Here is a 20,894-nt window from a genome sequence, read left to right as displayed (position 1 = left end):
CCTCGATGATCCACAATTTCGAAGGGGACGGCAGCTTCGGCCGCCGCATCCAGGAAGCCGAATTCGATTTCCTGGCAAGTTCCAGGGCCGCGCAGACCGCGCTTGCGGAGAACTATGTTGGACTGCCGTTCTAAGGGGCGGGGCGCCGGCAGACCGCGCCAGGGCTGGGCGTTGCGCGTCGAAAGCCGGTAGCTCTCTCCGCGGCCTCGTTTGGCGGGACATGGACCGCCGGTCTCCTGGATCGGCGCAAGCGGATGATGACGGCCGCTTCACGCGACTGTCAGGGTCGCCGGGCTGGCAATGTCCCTGCGCCGTCCAAGGTCTGGGAGCGTTGCCGCTCGATTCCCGGAGACCTCATGCGACAGGCCGCCTCGCTTCTTTCGATCGCCCTGATCTGGCTGACCGCCTCACTGAACCCGGCCGCCGCAGCGGACGCCTGGCAGGCCGCGCGCGCCGAGGGAACGCACATCCTGATGCGGCATGCGATCGCGCCGGGGACCGGCGATCCCGCCGACTTCGCGCTCGGCGATTGCTCGACCCAGCGCAATCTTTCGCAAGAAGGGCGCGAGCAGGCACGCCGGATCGGCGAGCGGCTGCAGGAGAAGCGCGTGCCGGTCGCCGCCGTGCTCACCAGCCAGTGGTGCCGGGCGCGGGACACGGCCGAAGAGCTGGATCTCGGTGCGCCTGCAGCCGAACCGGCGCTCAACTCCTTCTTCGGCGACCGGCCCCGGGAGGCGGACCAGACGGCGGCGCTGAAGGCGCGCCTGCGGGAACTGGACGAGGCCGGCCGCAAGGCGGTGCTGGTCACCCACCAGGTCAACATCACCGCGCTCACCGGCGTCTTCCCCGCATCCGGCGAGATCGTCGTGATCTCGCTCGGCCCGAACGGTGCAGTGACCGTCGACGGGCGGATCAGGACGGAGTGAGGCGAGAGCCGTCCGTCATCCGGCCACCCCGCGGCGGATGTCGTCGATCGCGGCGGGATCCTCGATCGTCGCCGGCGTGTCGAAGGGCGTTTCGTCGACGATCGCCTTGATCGTCCGCCTGAGGATCTTGCCGGAGCGGGTCTTCGGCAGCCGGTCCACCACGATCACCCGCCGGAATGCCGCGACCGGTCCGATCCGGTCGCGCACGATCTCGATCAGCTCGCGCTCGATCGCTTCGCGCTCGAGGCCGGAATCCTTCTTCAGGACCACGAAGCCGCAGGGGATCTCGCCCTTGATGGCGTCGCGCATGCCGATGACCGCGCATTCGGCGACCGCCGGATGGCCGCCCACCGCCTCCTCCATCTCGCCGGTCGACAGGCGGTGGCCGGCGACATTGATGACGTCGTCGGTGCGCCCCATCACATAGAGATAGCCCTCGTCGTCGATGAAGCCGGCATCGGAGGTCGCGTAGTAGCCGGGGAAGGCGGAGAGGTAGCTCTCCCTGAAGCGATCGTCGGCCTTCCACAAGGTCGGCAGCGCCCCCGGCGGCAGCGGCAGCTTGACCGCGATGGCCCCCATCTCGCCGGCCGGCACCGCATCGCCGAACCCGTCGAGAATCTGGATGTCGAAGCCGGGCATCGCCACCGCCGGGCTGCCCCGCTTGACCGGCAGGAGGCCGAGGCCCATCGGATTGGCGGCCATCGGCCAGCCGGATTCGGTCTGCCACCAATGGTCGATGACCGGCCGCTCCAGCGCCTTTTCCGCCCAGACGATCGTCTCCGGGTCGGCGCGCTCGCCGGCGAGGTAGAGCGCCTTGAACCGCGACAGGTCGTACTCCTTGGTCAGCGCCCCCTCGGGATCCTCCTTACGGATACCGCGGATCGCGGTCGGCGCGGTGAACAGCACCTTCACGCCGTGCTCGGCGATCACCCGCCAATAGGCGCCGGCATCGGGCGTGCCGATCGGCTTGCCCTCATAGAGGATGCTCGTGCAGCCCTTCAGGAGCGGCGCGTAGACGATGTAGCAGTGGCCGACCACCCAGCCGACGTCGGAGGCGGCCCAGAAGGTCTCGCCGGCCTTGGTGCCGAAGATCGCGTCCATCGACCAGTGAAGCGCGACCATGTGGCCGCCATTGTCGCGAACCACGCCCTTCGGCTTGCCGGTCGTGCCGGAGGTGTAGAGCACGTAGAGCGGATCGGTCGCCTTCACGGCCACACAGGGCACCTCCCGCCCCGCCGCGATCTCGGCGAGCGCCTTGTCCCGCATCTGCGCCCAATCGTGATCGCGTCCGGGGACGAGGTCGCAGGACAGTTGCGGCCGATCGAGGATGATCGTCGCCTTCGGCTTGTGCGCGGAGAGTTCGATCGCCTTGTCGAGCAGCGGCTTGTACTCGACTTTGCGGGCCGGCTCGATGCCGCAGGAGGCCGAGAGGATGACCTTGGGTTCGGCATCCTCGATCCGTGTCGCGAGTTCCCGCGCCGCGAAACCTCCGAACACGACCGAGTGGATCGCGCCGATCCGGGCGCAGGCGAGCATGGAGACGATCGCTTCCGGCACCATCGGCATGTAGACGATCACCCGGTCGCCCTTCTTCACGCCGAGATCGGTGAGCGAAGCCGCGAGCGCCTTCACCTCCGACAGGAGTTCGCGATAGCTGATCGTCCGCTTCGTGCCAGTCACCGGGGAATCGTACACGATCGCGGCCTGCTCGCCGCGACCGGCCTCGACGTGCCGGTCGAGCGCGTTGAAGCAGGTATTGCACTCGGCATCCGGAAACCAACGGCCGTAGACGCCGGCATCGGGGTCGAAGGCGCGGTCCGGCTTGCGAATCCAGTCGATGGCCTCCGCCGCCTTCATCCAGAACGCCGCCGGATTGTCCCGCCAGACCTTGTAGGTCGCGTGGTAGCCGCTCGCCATGAAATCCTCCCGCATGTTTCAACCGGCCTCCCGCCGGCCGCCGCGGTCTCTCGCCGCAGCTTCGAACGGCCGCAGTCTAGTCCTCTCGTTCCCGCTTCGAAATGCTGCTTTCGATCTGGCATCGCCAAGCGTTGGACGAGCCTGTTCCCTGTCCATTCACCCGCCATTCACCATGAAGTTGCAATCTGAAATATCATCAGCCCATTATTCAACCCCTTTGGGTGCGTCGGTTGTATCGGTTGTGATAGGTGGCGGACATGCTGCGGTCATGCGGATCGGATGTTGTGGGCCGGGCGGCAATCCTGTCGCTCATCGTCCTGTGCGCGTTTCCGAGGCAAGGCCGGGCAGGAGCCTGGACGCTGGAGGAGAGGACAGGGCAGGCGATCGTGACAGGTCTCTATTCGGGCGCGAACGAGTCCTATGGGGCCGACGGGCGAGCCGGCCCGCGCCCGGATTTCGAGAAGGGATCGGCCAGCGCGCTGGTGGAATACGGCCTCACCGATGCCGTGACGCTGCTGGGCTCGGGCGAGATCGGCAGCGAGCGGGAGGGAAACTATCCCTTCGCGCGCCCGGCTCTTTCCCAACTCGCCATCGGCGTTCGCGTCAGGATGTACGAGGCGGACGGGTTCGTCGCCTCGGTGCAGCTCTCCGGTCTCGTGCAGGACGCACAGAAGGTCGGGGACGAAGCCACGGACACGTTCGGCTGGACCGCGCCGGTGATCGAGCCGCGAGCGCTTCTCGGCTACGGCTTCACGATTTGCGGCCTGCCCGCCTTTGTCAATGCCGAAGCCGGCTATCGGGCGGCAACGGGCGAGGGGCCCGACGAGACGAAGATCGACCTGACCGCCGGGATCCGACCGCTGCCCGATCTGCTCGTCCTGGCGCAGTCCTTTTCCACGCTCTCGGCCGGCCGAGGAGGCGGGGAAGACGCGGCGGGCTACAGCTATCACAAGGCCCAGCTCTCCGCGGTCTACGACATGTCGGAGACCTGGTCTCTTCAGGTGGGCGGCTTTGCGACCGTGGCCGGCACCGATGCGCTGAAGGAGCGCGGGCTGATCACGGCGCTCTGGTACCGCTTCTGACCCGTTTGCTTCCGCCATGCCGCCGGTTTCGGCAATGGCGACGGGGGAAGGACATGGCGAAGCAGAGAGAGCCTCCCGTCACGTCTGCCTCGCGTTCGGCCTTCGGTCCTTCGATCGGATGTCCGGCAAACGCAAGTTTTGAGTTGCGCAACTCAACCGGCGGCGGCTAGCCTCGCGCCATGGAAGACCCGTCACGCCCCACGCTCGTCGATGTCGCTCGCGCCGCGGGGGTGTCGCGCGCGACGGTGGACCGCGTCGTCAACGGTCGCCCGAATGTGAGGCCGGGGACCGTCGCGCGGGTGCGGGCGGCGATGGCGAAGCTGAGCTACCGCCCCGATCCGCTCGCCGCCGGGCTGGCGCGGCGGGCCCGCCGGCGGTTCTGCTTCATCCTTCCCAGCGGCCGCAATGCCTTCATGGCCGATCTCGCCGGGGAGATCGGGGCGATGTCGGACTGGCTCGACCGCAATCGCGCGGTGATCGACTGCCGCAAGGTCGACGTCTTCGACCCCGTCGCGCTCGCCGCGGCGATCGACGCGGTCGAGCGGTCGGCGTCCGGCGCCGCGATCGTGGCGCTCGACCATCCGCTCGTGCGCGCCGCGATCGACCGCCTCGTCGCGGACGGCGTCGAGGTGGTGACGCTCGTCTCCGACGCTCCGACCTCGCGGCGTGCCCAATTCGTCGGGATCGACAATTCCGCCGCCGGGCGCACGGCGGGCTTGCTGGTCGGGCGGTTCCTCGGCGGGCGCGCCGGCAGCGTGGGCATTCTGGTCGGCTCGCTCGCGCTGCGCGACCATATGGAGCGCTGCTTCGGCTTCTCGCAACTCATCGGCCGGGACCATCCGCACCTCACCATCCTGCCGATCGTGGAAACCCGCGACGACGACGCGCTGGCCGAAGCTGCCGCATCCCAAATGATCGCCGAGCGGGCCGATCTCGTGGCGCTCTACAATGCCGGGGCCGGCAATGCCGGCGTCGCGGCGGCTCTCGCTGCCGCCGCGTCGGAAGCGCGCCTCGTCTTCGTCGGCCATGAACTCACGCCGGCCTCGCGGGCCGAACTCCTGGGCGGCCGCTTCGACGCTGTCATCGCCCAGAACGCCGGCCACGAGGTGCGCTCGGCCGCAAGGCGCCTGCTGGCCTCTGCGGCGGGGGAGGCGCTCATCGACGAACAGGAACGCATCCGGATCGACATCTTCGTTCGCGAGAACCTGCCGGAGAGCGCCGGATAGATTTTTGAGTTGCGCACTTCAAAAATCGGCCGGCCTGTGCGACCCTCCGCTCAACGATCGCGCCGCGGACCGGCTGCGTCCGACTGGGCGCAGCCATGGGAAGGTCCGCTCCGGGAGGGAAGAATGATCGGCAAGAACCGCCGCCCGTGCCGCCGCGCGGACCTTGCTCCCGTTCAGGTTGCCGCTCCGGTCAAAGCCCGGTCGATCGTCCCTTCGTTCTTCACCTGGGGGCTCGCGCCCCATCACTTCGAAAGATGACAGCATGGCCGACAAGAGCTTCTTCGACCGCAGCGAACCGATCGCCTATGAGGGCCCGGAAAGCCGCAACGCGCTCGCCTATCGCCATTACGACAAGGACCGCATGGTGCTCGGCAAGCGGATGGAGGACCATCTGCGCTTCTCCGTCGCCTACTGGCACTCCTTCACCTGGCCGGGCGGCGATCCGTTCGGCGGGGAGACCTTCAACCGGCCCTGGATGCATGGCGGCGACCCGCTGGAACTCGCCAAGCAGAAGGCGGAAATCGCCTTCGAGATGTTCCGGCTGCTGGACGTTCCCTTCTTCGCCTTCCACGACGTCGACGTCGCGCCGGAGGGCGCCACGCTGCAGGAATCGAACGACAATCTGAAGGTGATCACCGACATCTTCGAGGAGAAGATGGAGAGCGCCAAGGTGCGGCTCCTCTGGGGCACCGCCAACCTCTTCTCCAACCGGCGCTACATGGCCGGTGCGGCGACCAATCCCGACCCGGACGTGTTCGCCTATGCCTGCGGGCAGATCAAAGCGGCGATCGACGCGACGCACCGGCTCGGCGGCGCGAACTATGTCTGCTGGGGCGGGCGCGAGGGCTACGAGACGCTGCTCAACACGAATATGGCGCGCGAACTCGACCAACTCGGCCGCTTCCTCTCGATGCTCGTCGACTACAAGCACAAGATCGGCTTCAAGGGCCCGATCCTGATCGAGCCGAAGCCGAAGGAGCCGACCAAGCATCAATACGACTTCGACGCGGCGACGGTGATCGGCTTCCTGCGCAAGTATGATCTCGTCAATGACGTGAAGCTCAATCTCGAGCAGAACCACGCGATCCTCGCCGGCCATTCCTTCGAGCACGAGGTGAAGGTCGCTTATGCCAACGACCTCTTCGGCTCGCTCGACATCAATCGCGGCGACGACCTTCTTGGCTGGGATACCGACCAGTTCGCCATGGACGTCAAGGAGATCGCGCTCGTCTTCCACGAGATGCTGCAGCATGGCGGCTTCTCGACGGGCGGGCTCAACTTCGACGCCAAGATCCGTCGCCAGTCGATCGATCCGGACGACCTCCTCATCGCGCATGTCGCCTCGATGGACGCCTGCGCCCGCGGCCTTCTCGCCGCCGAGGCGATGCTGAACGACAAGGCGCTGAGCGGGCCGCTCGCCGAGCGCTATGCCGGCTGGGACTCGGCCGAGGCGAAGGCGATCATGGCCGGCGAGCGCACGCTGGAACAGGTGGCGGAGAAGGCGCTTCAGCTGAACCCGCAGCCGCGCTCGGGGCGCCAGGAATATCTCGAAGGCGTCGTGAACCGCTACGTGTGAGCCTACGACTTCAGCCCGGCGAGCGGTCGCTCGACCGTTCGCCGGGCGAGGTGCGTCGACATACCCGGCGGAACGGAAAGATGGGAGAAACACCCTTTCCCGTACTTTCGCGCGCGGAGAGCGCGGTCATTCGCTAGACTGACATTCCGGCTATGGCATAGTTCCCATGCGACGCGGCAGTCCTCCTGTCGCCTCTACTTCGCGCCTGATCGTTTGCGCGCAATGCGTCCTGTTCCAGAAGGCACCGACCGCCCATGACCACCTATCTCGGCCTCGACCTCGGCACCTCTTCGCTGAAGGCGCTTCTGATCGACGAGGCTCAGCGCCCCATCGCCTCGGTTTCGGTGCCGCTCACCGTCGAGCGGCCGGCCTTCGGCTGGTCGGAGCAGAATCCGCAAAGCTGGATCGTCGCCTGCGAGGAGGCGCTCGGCAAGCTGCATAAGAGCCATGGCAAGGAACTTTCCGCCGTCGCCGGCATCGGCCTGTCCGGTCACATGCACGGGGCGACGCTGATCGACGAGTTCGGCGCGGTCCTGCGTCCCTGCATCCTGTGGAACGATACGCGCAGCCATGTGGAGGCCCGTGACCTCGACGACGAGGAATCGCGCGCGATCACCGGCAATATCGTCTTTCCCGGCTTCACCGCGCCGAAGCTCCTCTGGGTCGAGCGGAACGAGCCGGAGATCTTCGCCAAGGTCGCTCACGTCCTCCTGCCGAAGGACTATCTGAGGCTCTGGCTGACGGGCGAGTGCGTTTCGGAGATGTCGGACGCGGCCGGCACGTCCTGGCTCGACACCGGCAAGCGCGCCTGGTCCGAGCGCATGCTCGAGAAGACGCATCTGTCCCTGTCGCATATGCCGAGCCTCGTCGAGGGCACCGAGGTCTCGGGATGCCTGCGCACGAAGATCGCGGACAAATACGGCATGAAGCCGCAGACGCCGGTCGCGGGCGGCGGCGGCGACAACGCGGCCTCGGCCTGCGGCGTCGGCGTCGCCGAGCCCGGCACCGGCTTTCTTTCGCTCGGCACCTCCGGCGTCCTCTTCACCGCCGTCGCCGGCTACGATCCCGTGCCGGAGACAGCGCTCCACACCTTCTGCCACGCCATTCCCGGGCTCTGGCACCAGATGGGCGTCACCCTGTCGGCGGCCGGCTCGATCGAATGGCTGTCGAAGCTTCTCAAGGAGGAGCCCGGCACGCTCACCGGCGCGCTCGGCGACAGGATCGCCGGGCCGAGCCGGCTCCTGTTCCTGCCTTATCTGTCCGGAGAGCGCACGCCGCACAATGACGCCGACATTCGCGGCGTCTTCGCCGGGCTCGAGGCCGACACCGGCCGCGAGGCGATGACGAGGGCCATTCTGGAGGGCGTCGCATTTTCCATGCGGGACTGCCTCGAGGCCGCCGGCGAGGGCGCGCGTCCGAGCCGGCTGATCGCCGTCGGCGCCGGTTCGCGCTCGGCCTATTGGCTGAGCCTGATGGCGACGGTGCTCCAAACGGAGATCGTGCTGCCCGAAGCGGGCGATTTCGGCGCGGCCTTCGGCGCCGCGCGGCTCGGCCTGACCGCAGCCTCGGGTGCGGACCCGAAGACGGTGATGACCGCTCCGCCGGCCGCGCGCAGCTTCGAGCCGGATGCGAGCCGGGTCGAGGCCTATGAGGCTGCCTTCCGCCGCTACCGCGCGCTCTATCCGGCGGTCAAGGCGGCGTTGGCCGGCTAGAGGGGCCGCCCGATGCGCGGCTCGCCGGTCCGCTGGGCCGTCTGCGGCACCGGCGGGATCGCCGGGCGCTTTGCCGCCGACATGCGGTTTTCCCGCTGCGGCCGGATCGCGGCCGTCGCGTCGCGCGATGGGGGGCGGGCCCGAGCGTTCGCCGCCTCGCTCGGCCCCGACGTCGTTGCCGGAAGCTTGTCGCAGATCCTGTCGCGTGACGACATCGACGCGGTCTATCTGGCGACGCCCAATGCGACCCATGCCGAGCTCGGCTTGGAGATCCTTTCGGCCGGCAAGCCGCTGATGGTCGAAAAGCCCCTGGCGACGCGGGCGGAGGATGCCGAGCGCATCGCAGCCGCCGCCCGCGAGCGGGGCCTTCTCGCCATGGAAGCGATGTGGATGCGCTTCACGCCGGGCATCGTCCTGATGCGGCGCTGGCTCGGCGAAGGGCGGATCGGAGAGATCCGCTCCGTCACCGCAGGCCTCGGCTTCGCCAACGCCTACCGCCGGGACGCCGCGCTGTTCGATCCCGTCCATGGCGGCGCGTTGCTCGATCTCGGCGTCTACGCGGTGTCGCTGGCGCAGATGGTCGCGGGCCCTGTCCGCTCGATCAGTGCCGGGACGATCCGGGCGGATAACGGCGCCGTGGTCGCGGCATCGCTTTCGGGCGTTCATCGCGCGACCCTGTCGAACCTATCCTGCAGCCTCCGTGAGGAGGGCGCCAACGACGCCGTCATCACCGGTTCGCGCGGCTTCATCCGGCTGCATCGCCCGTTTTTCTGCCCGCCGATGGTCACGATGCGGACGACACCGGAGGCGGAGGCTGCAATCGGTTCGGAGGAAGCGAGGGGACACAGCGCAGCGGTCCCGTCCCGCAGCGGTTTCACCGCGCGCCTCGGCTCGCTGCGGCAGATCGCGTCCGGCCTGAAGGCGAAGCGGGTCCCCACGCTCTTCGAAGGGACCGGCCTCCACTACCAGGCCGACCATTTCGCCGAATGCCTGGAGGCGGGGCTGACGGACAGCCCGGTCATGCCGCTTGCCGACACGATCGCCGCGCTGCGGGTGATCGAGGCCGCGATGGCTCCGGGCTCACAAGGGGCGGTGCTCGAAGCTTGAGCGCGGCCGGTACGGCATTGAGAATTTGTTAGCATTTTGAGCGACAAGCGCGAGTTCGGTAATGTGGAGCGCGAAGTCGGCGCCGTAGCCGAGCGGCCGCCCTTCGCGCAGAGCCGCGGCCATTGCGGCCGGCCCGCGGCTGAAATCCATCCGCGAGGACGTCCCGGGCACCTTGGCGCCGCTTTTCGGCACCGCGATCCGCCGGCCGAACCAGTGCCGGCCGGGCCGGCCGCGCTCGATGCGGCGCAGGAGCTTGCCCAGGATCGCGGGACGCGAGTCCCAGTGCCCCTGCGTGTCGCGCTGGTAGATCGGCGAGGCATAGTCCCAGGCCTCGGTAAGCGACAGGATCCCCTCCGTCCCGATCACATGCAGCGAGCGGTCCTTCGGCGCGGCGAGGCCGCAGGTGAGGCGCGCGACGACGCCTGACCGGAAGGTGAGGCAGGAGACCGAGAGATCGTTGGCAAGCTCTTCCGGCGGCTGGCCGGTGCCCTTGTCGTCGAAGCAGCGGGCGGCGAAGGCTGTCATTTCCGCGACCGGGCCGAAATAGGCGCAGAGCCAGGAGAGGTAGTAGCCGGCATGTTCGAGCGTCGCGCCGACCGAGAACTCGTCCTTGGACGGCCAGGGCGCGCCGGACGGGCTCACCCAGTCCTGATGGCGCTCGCGGAACACCATGCCGTCTTCCATCTCGGCATAAACGAGGCGGACATCGCCGATCCGCCCGTCGGCGATCGCCCTACCGAGGGTCTGTGCCGCCTCGCCGAGATAGGAGCAGGGGGCGGCGGACAGAAGCAATCGCCGCTCGTGTGCGATCCGCACGAGCTCCTCGGCTTCGTCGATCGCCATGGCGAGCGGCTTTTCCGAGTAGACGTGCAGGCCCGCTTCGAGCGCCGCCTTCGAGACGGCGTAGTGGCTCTTCGGATTGGTGAGGTTGAGGACGAGTTCGAGGCCGGGATCGGCGAGTAGCGCCTCCAGCGTGTCGAACATCGGAACGCCGAAATGGCCACCGAACCGCGTGCGCGCGACGGGGTCGCGGTCGAACGCGCCGACGAGTTCGAGGTCGGGATGGTTGCCGAGGGTCAGCATGTAGTAGTCGGCGACGAAGCCGCAGCCGACGATCGCGATCTTCATGACGGTCCGCTCCGTACGACGCTGCGGCTGTTGTCGCATGCGGAGTGGAAAGAAAGCGTCAAGCCGGAGCCGGCCGGCCGCCCCTCTGCGACGATGCGCGTGCGCTGCCGCTGCGAGGGCGAAATCGCGGATGCGCACCGGTCGGTTCCGATCGGGCGGATCTGCCGACGCAGGGCCGAGGCCGCAAATGTTCCGGCTTCGCCGGCCCCTCCGGCGGCCTATTCGCGCATCGCGCCGGGGCCGGGCGTCGCCCCCGGCGGGCACTTGCCGAGGATGATCATGCCGAGCACCTCGTCCTTGGTGACGTCCTCGGTGAGCGCGCTGCCGACGACCTGACCGTTCTTCATCACCACCACGCGGTCGGCAAGGTCGAAGACGTCGTGGATGTCGTGGCTGATCAGGAAGATGCCGATCTGGTCCTTCTTCAACTCCTTGATCAAATCGGCGACCTGGGCGGTCTCCTGAGGCCCGAGTGCGGCCGTCGGCTCGTCCATGATCAGGATCTTGGCGTTGAAGAGGATCGCCCGGGCGATCGCCACCGACTGCCGCTGCCCGCCCGACAGAGCCTTCACCGGCTCCTTGAAGCGGCGGAAGTTGGGGTTGAGGCGGCCCATGACCTTGCGCGCCTCGGCTTCCATCGCGCCGTCGTCGAGCGTGCCCCAGGACGTGAGGATCTCGCGGCCGAGGAAGAGGTTGGCCGCCGCGTCGACATTGTCGGCCAGCGCGAGCGTCTGGTAGATCGTCTCGATGCCGTAGGCTTTCGCATCGCGGGGGTTGGCGATCGTCGCCTTGTCGCCGCGCACGAAGATCTCGCCGGAATCGCGCTTGTAGGCGCCGGACAGGATCTTGATCAGCGTCGACTTGCCGGCCCCGTTATGGCCGAGGAGCGCGACCACCTCGCCGGGGAAGAGATCGATCGAGGCCTGATCGACGGCATGGATGCCGCCGAAGGCGATCGAGATGTCTTCCATCTTGATGAGAGGCGCGCCGGACCTGTCGACCTCGCTGTGGTGATGGGCCCGGCCATGGTCCTCAATTTCCTGCATCGTGGTGCTCATGCGGCCCTCCTGCGGTAGATGGTGTCGAGCCAGACGGCGACGACCAGGACCGCGCCGACGACGATGTTCTGGAGCGGCGTGTCCATGCCGAGAAGCACCATGCCCGACTGCAGGCTCTGCATGACGAGCGCGCCCAGCATCGCGCCGGCGATGGTGCCGGCGCCGCCGGCAAGCGATGTTCCGCCGATCACCGCCGCGGCGATCGTGTAGAGTTCGTCGAGCGTGCCCTGGGCATTGGTCGCCGACGAGAGGCGGGCGGTGGAGATCGCCGCCGCCACGGCCGCCAGCATGCCCATCAGCATGAACACCATCATGGTGACGCGCTTGGTGTTGATGCCGGCAAGCTCGGCGGCCTCCGGATTGCCGCCGATGGCAAAGACATAGCGGCCGAAACGCGTGCGCTTGGCGATGAAGGTCATGACGATGCCGACGCCGATGAACAGGAGCACGGGGATCGCATAGCCGAAGCTGATCTCCAGCCCTGCGTCGGGAACGGCGATGCCGTTCGCTTCCGCATAGCGCCGCGCGAGCGGGCCTGGCAGGAGGTAGGAATTGACAATGATTGTGGAGACGATGACGGCAACGATCGAGATGCCGACGGTGATGGCCTCGGCCCAGACTGGCTTCTGCGCAAAGCTGAAGCGCTTGCGCTGGCGGCGGGCCGCGAGTGCGCCGACGATGATGAGGACGATGGCGACGGCGGCGAGGATCCAGCTCCAGGTATAGCCGATCGACCCGTCGCTGCCGCCCCCGAGCAGCTTGAAATTGTCGTCCGTAAGCGGGATCGTGCGGCCCGAGGCGACCCACCAGGCCGCGCCGCGCCAGACGAGCAGGCCGCCGAGCGTGACGATGAAGGCGGGAACGCCGAGAAAGGCGATGACAAAGCCCTGCAGCGCGCCGATGAGAAGCCCGCAGAGCAATCCGACGGCGAGCGTCGCGATCCAGACGAAGCCGGAATCATAGCCGAGCATGGGCGAGATGTACTGGGTCTGCGCGACCGCCATCACCATGCCGGTGACGCCGAGGATCGAGCCGACCGACAGGTCGATGTTGCGCGTGACGATGACGAGCACCATGCCCGTCGCCATGACGCCGACGGACGCTGTCTGCACCGACAGGTTCCACAGATTGCGCGGCGTCAGGAAGGTGCCGCCTGACAGGACGTGGAAGCCGATCCAGATGACCAGCAGGGCGCCGATCATGCCGAGCATGCGCGTATCGATCTCCGTCGCGCGCATGAAACCCTTAAATCCGCCGGCGCCGACCGCCTGGCTGGATCTGGTCACGGACGTATCCGAGGTCGCCTCGCTCAATGCCGCCTCCCTTGCGCGATCGTCGCGGTCCGGCTCGTCACCGGAAATTCCGCAGGCGGTCGCTCGGTCTTGTTCTCGTTGAAGCCGCAGCGCCTGGCGCCGGCTCGTTCAGGGGCCGCTGCCCGGTTTTTCGGCAGGATGGCCCAGTTGCCCATCTCAGTCGAGCGGGACATCTTGAAAAATGGCCGCGGCTTTGCCGCCGCGGCCACGCATGCGATGGGTCTCAGGCTGTTAGCCGCAGACGGGGACCGAACCCGGCTTGACGCCCTGGCAGACTTCGTCCTTGGAAATCCAGCCGGCGTCGATAACGACGTCGAGGTTGTCCTTGGTGATCGGAACCGGCTTCAGGAAGATCGACTCGAGCTTCTTGCCGTTCGGGCTGTCCCATGCCTCGGCACCGTCGACTTCGTCCATCTTCTTGCCAGCGGCGAGCTGGAGGGCGATTTCAGCGGCGCGCTTGCCAAGCTCGCGGGAGTCCTTCCAGACCGAGACGGTCTGCGTGCCCTGGGCGATGCGGTTGAGCGCGGCATGGTCGGCGTCCTGACCGGAGACCGGGACCGAGCCGGCGAGGCCCTGTGCCTCGAGCGCCGCGATGGCGCCGCCGGCGGTGCCGTCGTTGGAAGCGACCACGGCGTCGACCTTGTTGTTGTTGGCCGTCAGGATCTGTTCCATGTTCTGCTGGGCGTTGGCCGGCAGCCAGCCGTCCGTATACGCCTCGCCGACATTCTTGATCTTGCCGGAGTCGATCGCGTCCTTCAGGACCTCCATCTGGCCGGAGAACAGGAAGTCGGCATTGGGATCGGACGACGAGCCCTTGATGAAGGCGTAATTGCCGCTCGGCTGCGCCTCCTGGACTGCGCGGGCCTGCATGCGGCCGACTTCCTTGTTGTCGAAGGTGATGTAGAAGGCGTTCGGATCCTCGATCAGGCGGTCATAGCCGACCACCGGGATGCCGTTGTTGGCGGCCGTCTGGACGGCCGGGCCGATCGCCGCCGAATCCTGCGCGAGAATGATCAGGGCGTCCGCCCCTTGCGTGATCAGCGACTCGACGTCCGTCAGCTGCTTGGCGGCCGAGGACTGCGCGTCGGCGGAGATGTAGTTGGCGCCGGCGGCCTCGAGCGCCTTCTTGATCGCCGCCTCGTCGGTCTTCCAGCGCTCTTCCTGGAAGTTCGACCAGGAAACGCCGACCGTCTTGCCCTTGGCGTCCTGGGCGTAGGCCGAACCGGCGACAGCCATCGAGAACACCGCGCCGGCAAGCGCGAGCTTCAAAATCTTCATGAAATCCTCCCATGCGCATTACGCGCGAAATGGCACGAAGCCGGCCCGTCTCCCGGCCGGCAAGACTTTTTCCAAGTCTCGGAAAAAATGGTGACAGCAAATCCGATCCGTGTCAACGTTGTGGCGGAGGCGTCCGACGAACCGCCGCAGAGCGGGCCCGGACGACAAGGGAGGAATGCCTTGCGGGTGCTTGCCAAGACCGACGCGGACGCGGTGCGTGCGCACAATCGCCGTGCCGTGCTCGACCATCTGCGCCGGGTCAGGACGGCGAGCCGCAAGTCCATCAGCGAGGCCACGGGCCTCTCCGTTTCCGCCGCCTCCGCCATCGCCAACACGCTGATCAAGGCCGGCCTTCTGACCGAGATCGAGGAGGACGAGCGCCTCGCGCGCCGCGGCCGGCCGGGCAAGGGACTGCAGATCGCCGGGCCGGCGGCCATCGTCGCCGCGGCGAAGATCGCCGTCGGCGAGGTCGCGCTTCGCGTCTCAGACTATTCCGGCGCCACGCTCGGCGAGACGCGGAGCGAGCACGAGCTGGCGGGCTGGGGAGAGAGGGAAATCGTCGGCGAGATCGTCGCGCTGTTGCGAGAGCTCGGCTTCCACGGAGGCGGATGCCCGCTGCCGAGGAAGATCGTGGTGTCGGTGCAGGGCAAGACCGATAGCGGTCTGACGAAGATCCTGTGGTCGCCGGCGCTGAAGGCGCGCGACATCGCGATTGCCGCGCCGCTCTCGGCGCTGACCGGCGCCGATGTCAGCGTCTTCAATGACTGTTCGATGATGCCCGAGGCGTTCCGCTGGAACGAAGAATTCGAGGCGCTCGACTTCGCCACTCTGTTCATGGGTTTCGGCGTCGGCATGGGGCTGAGGCTCGGCGGCGCCACCTTTCAGGGCAAGCGGTCCTCGGCGGTGGAGTTCGGCCATATCAACCACATTCCCGGCGGCGCGCTCTGCCGCTGCGGCAATCGCGGCTGCATCGAGGCCTATGCGGGCGACTACGCGATCTGGCGCCGCGCGACGGGGCGGCCGGGCGAGGTTCCGACGCGGCGCATCAGCGACGCGGAGATGGGCCGGCTTGCCGACGCGGCGCGGGCCGGCGAGCCGGCGCCGCTGGCCGCCTTCGAGGAGGCGGGGACTGCGATCGGCTACGGGCTCGGCCGGATCTTCACGCTGATCGACCCGCTGCCGATCGTCTTCACGGGGTCCGGCGCCGATGCCATGGACCTGATGGAGCCGGCGATCCGCCGCGGCATCTTCGAAAGTTCGATCGACGGCTTCGGGAAGGACATGCGGTTCACCCTCGCCGAGGATGTGGACGCATTAATCTTCGATGCGGCGACGGCCTATGCGCTCGCCGCGCTCGACGAGACGTTCGCGCGCGCCGGCGCCGAAACGCGGGAGGCAGCCTGATGCGCAAGATGGTGGTGACTTTACTGGCCGCGGGCCTTGCCGGCTCGCTGCCCGCGGCAGCTTTCGGGCAGGAGACGCCCTGGAGCGAGCACGCGATCAAGGAACGGGTGGACCAGAACGGCTTGACCGGCCGGATCGGCGGCCAGGCGCTCATCGACCTCGCCGAGAAGGGGCGGGCGTTGTTCGAGGCGCGTTTCACCGTGCTCGACGGGGCAGGGCGCCCCGCGGCGACGCAGGCGATCGTGCCGACTGCAGCACGCCGCCCCTCCGAGCACGCCTTCCAGCGTCTCGCAGGTCCCGATGCCAACGCCTGCTCCTCCTGTCACAATGAGCCCGTCGCCGGCGGAGCGGGCGGCTTCGTGCAGAACGCCTTCGTGTCCGAGGGCTTCGAGAGCGCCGACTTCGATACGCTCGACCCGCAGTTTTCCAACGAGCGCGGAACGGTGCATCTCTTCGGCTCCGGCCTGATCGAGCTTCTCGCCCGCGAGATGACCGCCGATCTGAAGGCCGAGCGCGCTGCGGCCCTCACCGAGGCGCGCGCGAGCGGCGAGCCGATGCGCAGAGACCTTTCGACCAAGGGCGTCGCCTTTGGCAGGATCACCGCGCTGCCGGACGGATCGGTCGACCTGTCCGAACTCGACGGGGTGGACGGCGATCTCGTCGTCAGGCCCTTCACCCAGAAGGGCGTGATGACCTCGCTGCGCCAGTTTACGGTGAACGCGCTCAACCAGCACCACGGCATCCAGTCGGACGAGCGCTGGGGCGCGCGCTGGACCGGCACGGCGGATTTCGACGGCGACGGCCATCCGGACGAGTTCGGCGAGGGCGACGTCTCGGCGCTGACCGCCTTCCAGGCGGCGCTGCCGCCGCCGGTGGAACAGGCGCCGGACGATCCGGCCTGGCGGGAAGCGGCAAAGCGTGGGCGAGCGGTCTTCGCCGAACTCGGCTGCGAGAGCTGCCACCGCCCGTCGCTGCCGCTGAAGAGCCTCACCTTCGAGGATCCCGGCCCGCTCGACATGGCCGGCACGCTACGCTCGAGCGATGTCGCTGCGCCGGCGACCTACGATCTCGCCTCGCTTCCCTTTGCCAAGGACCTGCCGCGCAACGACAAGGGCGAGGTGTTGGTGCCGCTGTTCGGCGATCTCAAGCGCCACCGCATCGCCGATACCCGCACGGCCGAACTCGGCAACGAGACGCTGGCCCAGCGCTTCGTCGAGCGCGACGTGTTCATGACCGCCGAGCTCTGGGGCCTCGCCGATACCGCGCCCTATGGCCATCGCGGCGACGTCACGACGCTCAACGAGGTCATCCGCGCCCATGGCGGCGAGGCGGAGGCGAGCGGCCGCGCCTATGGCGACCTGCCCGAAGCCGACCGCTCCGCGCTGATCGCCTGGCTGAAGACGCTGAAGGTGGGGGAGTGAGGGGATGAGGTCGAGACCGGAAGCAGCTATGCCGGGATTGTCAGCGCCAGACACCCCCCTCTGTCCTGCCGGACTCCAGGGCGAGCCCGGCAGGACAGAGGGGGGCGCGGCGGGCGCCGAGGTCCGCCTTTCAGCCGAAATTTCACGACCCCTTCTGCCGATAGTCGCCGCCCTTCTTCTCACCACCCCAGCCTTTGCCGTCGACACCGCGCCAAAACCCTTCGCCGGCGACGTCCCGGTCATGCGAGAAGAAGCCGCCGCCGCCGGCATCGACCACACCTATGGCGGACCGTGGGAGTATTTCGTCGGGGGCGGCGGCGCCGCGTTCGACTGCAATGGCGACCGCTTTCCCGACCTTTTCCTCGCCGGTGGCAAGGGCGACGGCGCGTTCTACGTGAACCGTTCGCAGGCCGGCGGGCGCCTCGCCTTCGAGAAGGCCGCCGTCGACGTCGATCCGAAGGATCTTCGAAACGTCACCGGCGCCTATCCGCTCGACATCGACCAGGACGGAATAGAGGACCTCGTTCTCTTGCGCGTGGGGCAGAACATCCTCCTCAAGGGAGGAAAGGACTGCCGCTTCGAAAAGGCGAATTTCCCCTGGAAGTTCGATGGCGGCCGCGCCTGGACGACGGCCTTCTCCGCGACCTTCGAGGCGGGCAACGCCTATCCGACGCTCGCCTTCGGCAATTATGTCGACCGCGCCGCGCCGGGCTCGCCCTGGGGCACCTGCGCCGACAACGTGCTGATCCGCCCGAAGGCGGAGGCGAAGGCGAAGGAGACGCCCGACTATTCCGAACAGGTGGCGCTCACGCCCGGCTATTGCGCGCTGTCGATGCTGTTTACCGACTGGAACCGTTCTGGCGAGCCGAGCCTGAGGATCGCCAACGACCGGCAGTATTATCGCGGCGGCGAGGAGCAGCTCTGGCGGATCGAGCCCAGCCGCGCGCCGCGGCCCTATCGCAAGGCCGATGGCTGGCAGCATCTTTCGATCTGGGGCATGGGGATCGCCGAGGGCGACGTCGACAATGACGGCTTCCCCGACTACGCGCTGACCTCAATGGGCGACACCAAGCTGCAGTTCCTCGACCGCGAATTCGAGGACGCGCCAACCTATCGCGACGAGGCCTATGAGCGCGGCGCGACGGCGCACCGTCCATACGTGCGCGACGCCGGCAAGCCTTCCACCGGCTGGCATGCGGGCTTTGCCGACTTCAACAACGACACGGCGCTCGACCTCTTCATCGCCAAGGGCAATGTCGAGGCGATGCCGGATTTCGCTTCGGACGATCCGGACAATCTCCTGATGGGCGGCTTCGACGGACGCTTCACCGAAGAGGGCGCTCCGGCCGGAATTGCGCTGCCGACCAAGGGGCGGGGCGCGCTGATCGCCGACTTCAATCTCGACGGCGCGCCGGACCTCCTCGTCGTCAATCGCGGCCAGAAGGCGAGCCTCTTCCGCAACCTGGGCGGCAAGTCGGACTTCGGCACCCGCCCGCTCGGCAATTTCCTCGAAATCGCGCTGACCCAGAAGGGCGGCAATATCGATGCGATCGGCGCGAAGCTCGCGGTGAAGATCGGCGCGAAGACGCTGAACCGGACGATCAAAATCGGCGGCGGCCATGCCTCCGGCACCTCCGGCTTCGTCCATGTCGGACTGGGTACGGCGGAACGCGCCGAGATCCGGATCCAGTGGCCGGACGGCGAATGGAGCCATCCCTACCGGGTCTTTGCCGACAATTTCGTGCTGATCGAGCGCGGCGCAGTCGAGGCGCGCTACTGGTATCCCGACGCCGACCGCCCGGCGATGGCCCAGCCCGCGACCACCGCCGGACGCTGACGGTCGGGGCGAGGCGCAGGCCTGGGTGGGGCCGCTTCGCCTCGGCTGCTCCCGGAGGGGAAGATCATGCCGGCGGGCCTGAGAGCGGTGGCGCCGATCGGCGCCTTTCCGGCCGGGGCGCGATCCGAGGCCTCAGATCCCGGCGAACCACTCGTAGCCGTGGTCTTCCCAATAGCCGCCGCCGCCCTTGCCGAAGCTGTCGAGCGTGTCGGTGAGCGTGATCGAGCGGATGAATTTCGCCATCTTGTAGCCCAGCTGGCGCTCCACCCGTACCCTCAGCGGCGCGCCGTTGGAAACGGGAAGCGTCTCGCCGTTCAGCCCGTAGGCGAGGATGGTCTGCGGATGGCGCGCATCGCGCAGGTCGATCGACTCATAGTATTTGATCGGCCCGTTGAAGCCGCTTTCCATCGTGTCGAAGCACTCGAACAGCGCGAAGCGCGCGGCGGGCTTCACGCCGGCCCGATCGAGCAACGGGCCGAGCGGCGTTCCGGTCCACTGGGCGATGCAGCTCCAGCCCTCGACACAGTCGTGCCGGGTGATCTGGGTCCTCGCCGGCATGGCGCGGATCTCGTCCAACGATAGCGTCAGCGGCTTGTCGACGAGGCCCTTCACCTCCAGCCGATAGTCGGTAAAGCCGTTCCGGGCGAGGGCGAGATAGTCGCCGTCGCGCGGATTGGTCGAGCCGTTCGGTCGCTGCGGCTGGCGGATCTCGCTCGCCGCATATTCGCGGGCGAGGTCGTCGCTGCCGAGGAGCAGCCGCTGCGCCCGGTAGGTGAGCGAATTCGCCGTTTCCAGCACATTACGCACTGTGCCGTCGCGATCGCCAAGGAAGTCGAAGCAGCCGGAGAGCGGCACGGTCGAGGCGACGGCGGCACCGGTCAGGAAGCGGCGGCGGCTCAGCTGGAAGTTCGGCATCATTCGGCCTCCGGATCGGTGCGGTACCAGCCGGTGACGATCGAGCGCAGCTCGTTCAGCGGGCCGGCGAGGACGACCATGAGAATGTGGACGACGAAGAACAGGATCAGCGCGAGCATCACCAGGAAGTGGATGGTGCGGGCCGTCTGGCGGCCGCCGAAGACGTCGAGCAGCCAGGGCGCGAAGGACACGACCCCCGGCGACATGGTCAGCCCCGTCGCGATCATCACGGGGAGCGCGACGAAGAGGACGCCCGCATAGGAGAGCTTCTGCAGGACGTTGTAGCGCCCGTCGTGGTGAAAGCGCAGGCGGGCGTGGTCGGCGACGTCGCGCGGCAGGTTCTTCAGGTCCCGCCCCGTCGGCACGAGCTCGCGCGCGTGCCGGTTGACGAGGCTCGCTACGAGCCAGACGAGCAGCGTTCCCGCGAGGATCCAGGCAAAGAAGAAGTGGACGACGCGGCCGGTGGCAAGGTCGCGGTAGCCGGGGATGGTCAGCCAGCCGGGAAAGGTCTTCGATTGCAGGCTGCCGTCTTGGGAAACGGCGCCGAGCCAGCCGGTGGTGTCGAAGGTCTGGCCGAAGAGGGTTGTGCGCCCGGCGAGCGAGCCGCCGTCCCGCACCGCGCCGATCGTCAGGATGGCGTTGTCGAAGGAGAAGCCCGACTGCTGGCCGATATAGAGGTTCGGCCGTGCCATGAAGATCTGCAGGCCGGACAGGACCATGAAGAAGAGCGCCACGACCCAGACCCAATGCGTGATCCGGGTGGCGAGCCGCTGCCGGTAGATCAGCCGGCCAAGCCGACGCGCATCGGCGGGCGCGGTATCCTGATCCGGAACGACGGTGTCGGCGGCCATTGCCTCTGCCGCGGCGCCGGCGGTCGAATCAGTCATTCCCATGGCCCATGTCATCGCCCGAGCCCGGTTCGACCCGCTGCTTTGACGCGATTGTGTCTCCGCCCGGCGCAACGAAAGCGGGTCCTCGCGATTGGCTTCCTGCA

16 protein-coding genes and 1 pseudogene are annotated in these 20,894 nt (G+C 67.8%); 10 read left to right on the top strand and 7 right to left on the bottom strand.

Features of this window, described 5'->3' with window-relative positions; all coding sequences use genetic code 11:
• Window positions 1–134, top strand: a pseudogene (locus LH400_RS23875) (4-hydroxybenzoate 3-monooxygenase); the annotation flags it as partial.
• 222 nt (window positions 135–356) lie between these two features.
• On the top strand, window positions 357–926 hold the full coding sequence (locus LH400_RS23870; protein WP_229155960.1) for a histidine phosphatase family protein: 570 nt from the start codon (window positions 357–359) through the stop codon (window positions 924–926).
• Window positions 927–941: 15 nt separating this feature from the next.
• On the opposite strand, the gene LH400_RS23865 is transcribed toward LH400_RS23870, so the two are convergent.
• The gene (locus LH400_RS23865; protein ID WP_229155981.1) at window positions 942–2,843 is read right to left on the bottom strand and encodes a propionyl-CoA synthetase; all 1,902 of its coding nucleotides are present in this window, start codon (window positions 2,841–2,843) and stop codon (window positions 942–944) included.
• A gap of 257 nt (window positions 2,844–3,100) precedes the next feature.
• Here LH400_RS23865 and LH400_RS23860 point away from each other — a divergent pair, with 257 nt between their 5' ends.
• The 5 genes from LH400_RS23860 (at window position 3,101) to LH400_RS23840 (ending at window position 9,546) form a co-directional block, all read left to right on the top strand.
• Entirely contained in the window at window positions 3,101–3,925 is an 825-nt protein-coding gene (locus LH400_RS23860) for a hypothetical protein (RefSeq protein WP_229155959.1), read from the top strand.
• Between the two features lie 179 nt (window positions 3,926–4,104).
• Window positions 4,105–5,151 (top strand): LacI family DNA-binding transcriptional regulator, encoded by a 1,047-nt coding sequence (locus tag LH400_RS23855; protein WP_229155958.1) that lies wholly within the window; start codon window positions 4,105–4,107, stop codon window positions 5,149–5,151.
• A 262-nt stretch (window positions 5,152–5,413) separates the two neighbouring features.
• Window positions 5,414–6,727, top strand: coding sequence for a xylose isomerase (gene xylA / locus LH400_RS23850; protein WP_229155957.1), 1,314 nt, complete (start codon window positions 5,414–5,416; stop codon window positions 6,725–6,727).
• Window positions 6,728–6,981: 254 nt separating this feature from the next.
• Window positions 6,982–8,439 carry a xylulokinase gene (gene xylB, locus LH400_RS23845; RefSeq protein WP_229155956.1) on the top strand — a complete coding sequence of 486 codons (1,458 nt, stop codon included), beginning with the start codon at window positions 6,982–6,984 and terminating at the stop codon, window positions 8,437–8,439.
• Window positions 8,440–8,451: 12 nt separating this feature from the next.
• On the top strand, window positions 8,452–9,546 hold the full coding sequence (locus LH400_RS23840; RefSeq protein ID WP_229155955.1) for a Gfo/Idh/MocA family oxidoreductase: 1,095 nt from the start codon (window positions 8,452–8,454) through the stop codon (window positions 9,544–9,546).
• Here LH400_RS23840 and LH400_RS23835 read toward each other — a convergent pair.
• The 4 genes from LH400_RS23835 to xylF all read right to left on the bottom strand — a co-directional run bounded on the left by LH400_RS23835 (window position 9,520) and on the right by xylF (window position 14,323).
• Entirely contained in the window at window positions 9,520–10,674 is a 1,155-nt protein-coding gene (locus tag LH400_RS23835) for a Gfo/Idh/MocA family protein (RefSeq protein WP_229155954.1), read from the bottom strand. The genes LH400_RS23840 and LH400_RS23835 overlap by 27 nt on opposite strands.
• Window positions 10,675–10,892: 218 nt before the next feature.
• Entirely contained in the window at window positions 10,893–11,645 is a 753-nt protein-coding gene (locus LH400_RS23830) for an ATP-binding cassette domain-containing protein (RefSeq protein ID WP_229155980.1), read from the bottom strand.
• Window positions 11,646–11,728: 83 nt separating this feature from the next.
• Window positions 11,729–13,045: a sugar ABC transporter permease gene (locus LH400_RS23825; RefSeq protein WP_370638472.1), complete on the bottom strand. Its 1,317-nt coding sequence runs from the start codon at window positions 13,043–13,045 to the stop codon at window positions 11,729–11,731.
• 231 nt (window positions 13,046–13,276) lie between these two features.
• On the bottom strand, window positions 13,277–14,323 hold the full coding sequence (gene xylF, locus LH400_RS23820; protein WP_229155953.1) for a D-xylose ABC transporter substrate-binding protein: 1,047 nt from the start codon (window positions 14,321–14,323) through the stop codon (window positions 13,277–13,279).
• Between the two features lie 186 nt (window positions 14,324–14,509).
• Between xylF and LH400_RS23815 the strand changes: the two genes are divergently transcribed.
• From LH400_RS23815 to LH400_RS23805, 3 genes are all read left to right on the top strand, one after another.
• Window positions 14,510–15,727 carry an ROK family protein gene (locus tag LH400_RS23815; protein ID WP_229155978.1) on the top strand — a complete coding sequence of 406 codons (1,218 nt, stop codon included), beginning with the start codon at window positions 14,510–14,512 and terminating at the stop codon, window positions 15,725–15,727.
• The gene (locus LH400_RS23810; RefSeq protein WP_370638471.1) at window positions 15,727–17,148 is read left to right on the top strand and encodes a di-heme oxidoredictase family protein; all 1,422 of its coding nucleotides are present in this window, start codon (window positions 15,727–15,729) and stop codon (window positions 17,146–17,148) included. Before LH400_RS23815 ends, LH400_RS23810 begins: the two co-directional genes overlap by 1 nt.
• A gap of 241 nt (window positions 17,149–17,389) precedes the next feature.
• The gene (locus LH400_RS23805) at window positions 17,390–18,985 is read left to right on the top strand and encodes a CRTAC1 family protein (protein ID WP_229155952.1); all 1,596 of its coding nucleotides are present in this window, start codon (window positions 17,390–17,392) and stop codon (window positions 18,983–18,985) included.
• Between the two features lie 132 nt (window positions 18,986–19,117).
• Here the strand turns inward: LH400_RS23805 and LH400_RS23800 are convergent, their stop codons facing one another.
• Both LH400_RS23800 and LH400_RS23795 read right to left on the bottom strand, forming a co-directional pair.
• The gene (locus tag LH400_RS23800; protein ID WP_229155976.1) at window positions 19,118–19,900 is read right to left on the bottom strand and encodes a molybdopterin-binding protein; all 783 of its coding nucleotides are present in this window, start codon (window positions 19,898–19,900) and stop codon (window positions 19,118–19,120) included.
• Window positions 19,900–20,787, bottom strand: a complete 888-nt coding sequence (locus LH400_RS23795) for a cytochrome b/b6 domain-containing protein (protein WP_229155951.1) — start codon at window positions 20,785–20,787, stop codon at window positions 19,900–19,902. The genes LH400_RS23800 and LH400_RS23795 overlap by 1 nt, the downstream gene beginning before the upstream one ends.
• Window positions 20,788–20,894: the final 107 nt, after the last annotated feature.

This window comes from Jiella soli (assembly GCF_020615385.1).
Lineage (GTDB): Bacteria > Pseudomonadota > Alphaproteobacteria > Rhizobiales > Rhizobiaceae > VKMB-3413.
Note: the sequence above shows the minus strand (reverse complement) of the source record. Positions and strands in the feature narration are given on the sequence as shown.

What these genes read in the sequence shown, in the direction of transcription:
- LH400_RS23805 (WP_229155952.1), top strand. Translation starts at nt 17,390, where the DNA reads ATGCGAGAAGAAGCCGCCGCCGCCGGCATCGACCACACCTATGGCGGA.
- LH400_RS23860 (WP_229155959.1), top strand. Translation starts at nt 3,101, where the DNA reads ATGCTGCGGTCATGCGGATCGGATGTTGTGGGCCGGGCGGCAATCCTG.
- LH400_RS23855 (WP_229155958.1), top strand. Translation starts at nt 4,105, where the DNA reads ATGGAAGACCCGTCACGCCCCACGCTCGTCGATGTCGCTCGCGCCGCG.
- xylB (WP_229155956.1), top strand. Translation starts at nt 6,982, where the DNA reads ATGACCACCTATCTCGGCCTCGACCTCGGCACCTCTTCGCTGAAGGCG.
- LH400_RS23795 (WP_229155951.1), bottom strand. Translation starts at nt 20,787, where the DNA reads ATGACTGATTCGACCGCCGGCGCCGCGGCAGAGGCAATGGCCGCCGAC.
- LH400_RS23800 (WP_229155976.1), bottom strand. Translation starts at nt 19,900, where the DNA reads ATGCCGAACTTCCAGCTGAGCCGCCGCCGCTTCCTGACCGGTGCCGCC.
- xylF (WP_229155953.1), bottom strand. Translation starts at nt 14,323, where the DNA reads ATGAAGATTTTGAAGCTCGCGCTTGCCGGCGCGGTGTTCTCGATGGCT.
- LH400_RS23840 (WP_229155955.1), top strand. Translation starts at nt 8,452, where the DNA reads ATGCGCGGCTCGCCGGTCCGCTGGGCCGTCTGCGGCACCGGCGGGATC.
- LH400_RS23865 (WP_229155981.1), bottom strand. Translation starts at nt 2,843, where the DNA reads ATGGCGAGCGGCTACCACGCGACCTACAAGGTCTGGCGGGACAATCCG.
- xylA (WP_229155957.1), top strand. Translation starts at nt 5,414, where the DNA reads ATGGCCGACAAGAGCTTCTTCGACCGCAGCGAACCGATCGCCTATGAG.
- LH400_RS23870 (WP_229155960.1), top strand. Translation starts at nt 357, where the DNA reads ATGCGACAGGCCGCCTCGCTTCTTTCGATCGCCCTGATCTGGCTGACC.
- LH400_RS23835 (WP_229155954.1), bottom strand. Translation starts at nt 10,674, where the DNA reads ATGAAGATCGCGATCGTCGGCTGCGGCTTCGTCGCCGACTACTACATG.
- LH400_RS23830 (WP_229155980.1), bottom strand. Translation starts at nt 11,645, where the DNA reads ATGGAAGACATCTCGATCGCCTTCGGCGGCATCCATGCCGTCGATCAG.
- LH400_RS23810 (WP_370638471.1), top strand. Translation starts at nt 15,727, where the DNA reads ATGCGCAAGATGGTGGTGACTTTACTGGCCGCGGGCCTTGCCGGCTCG.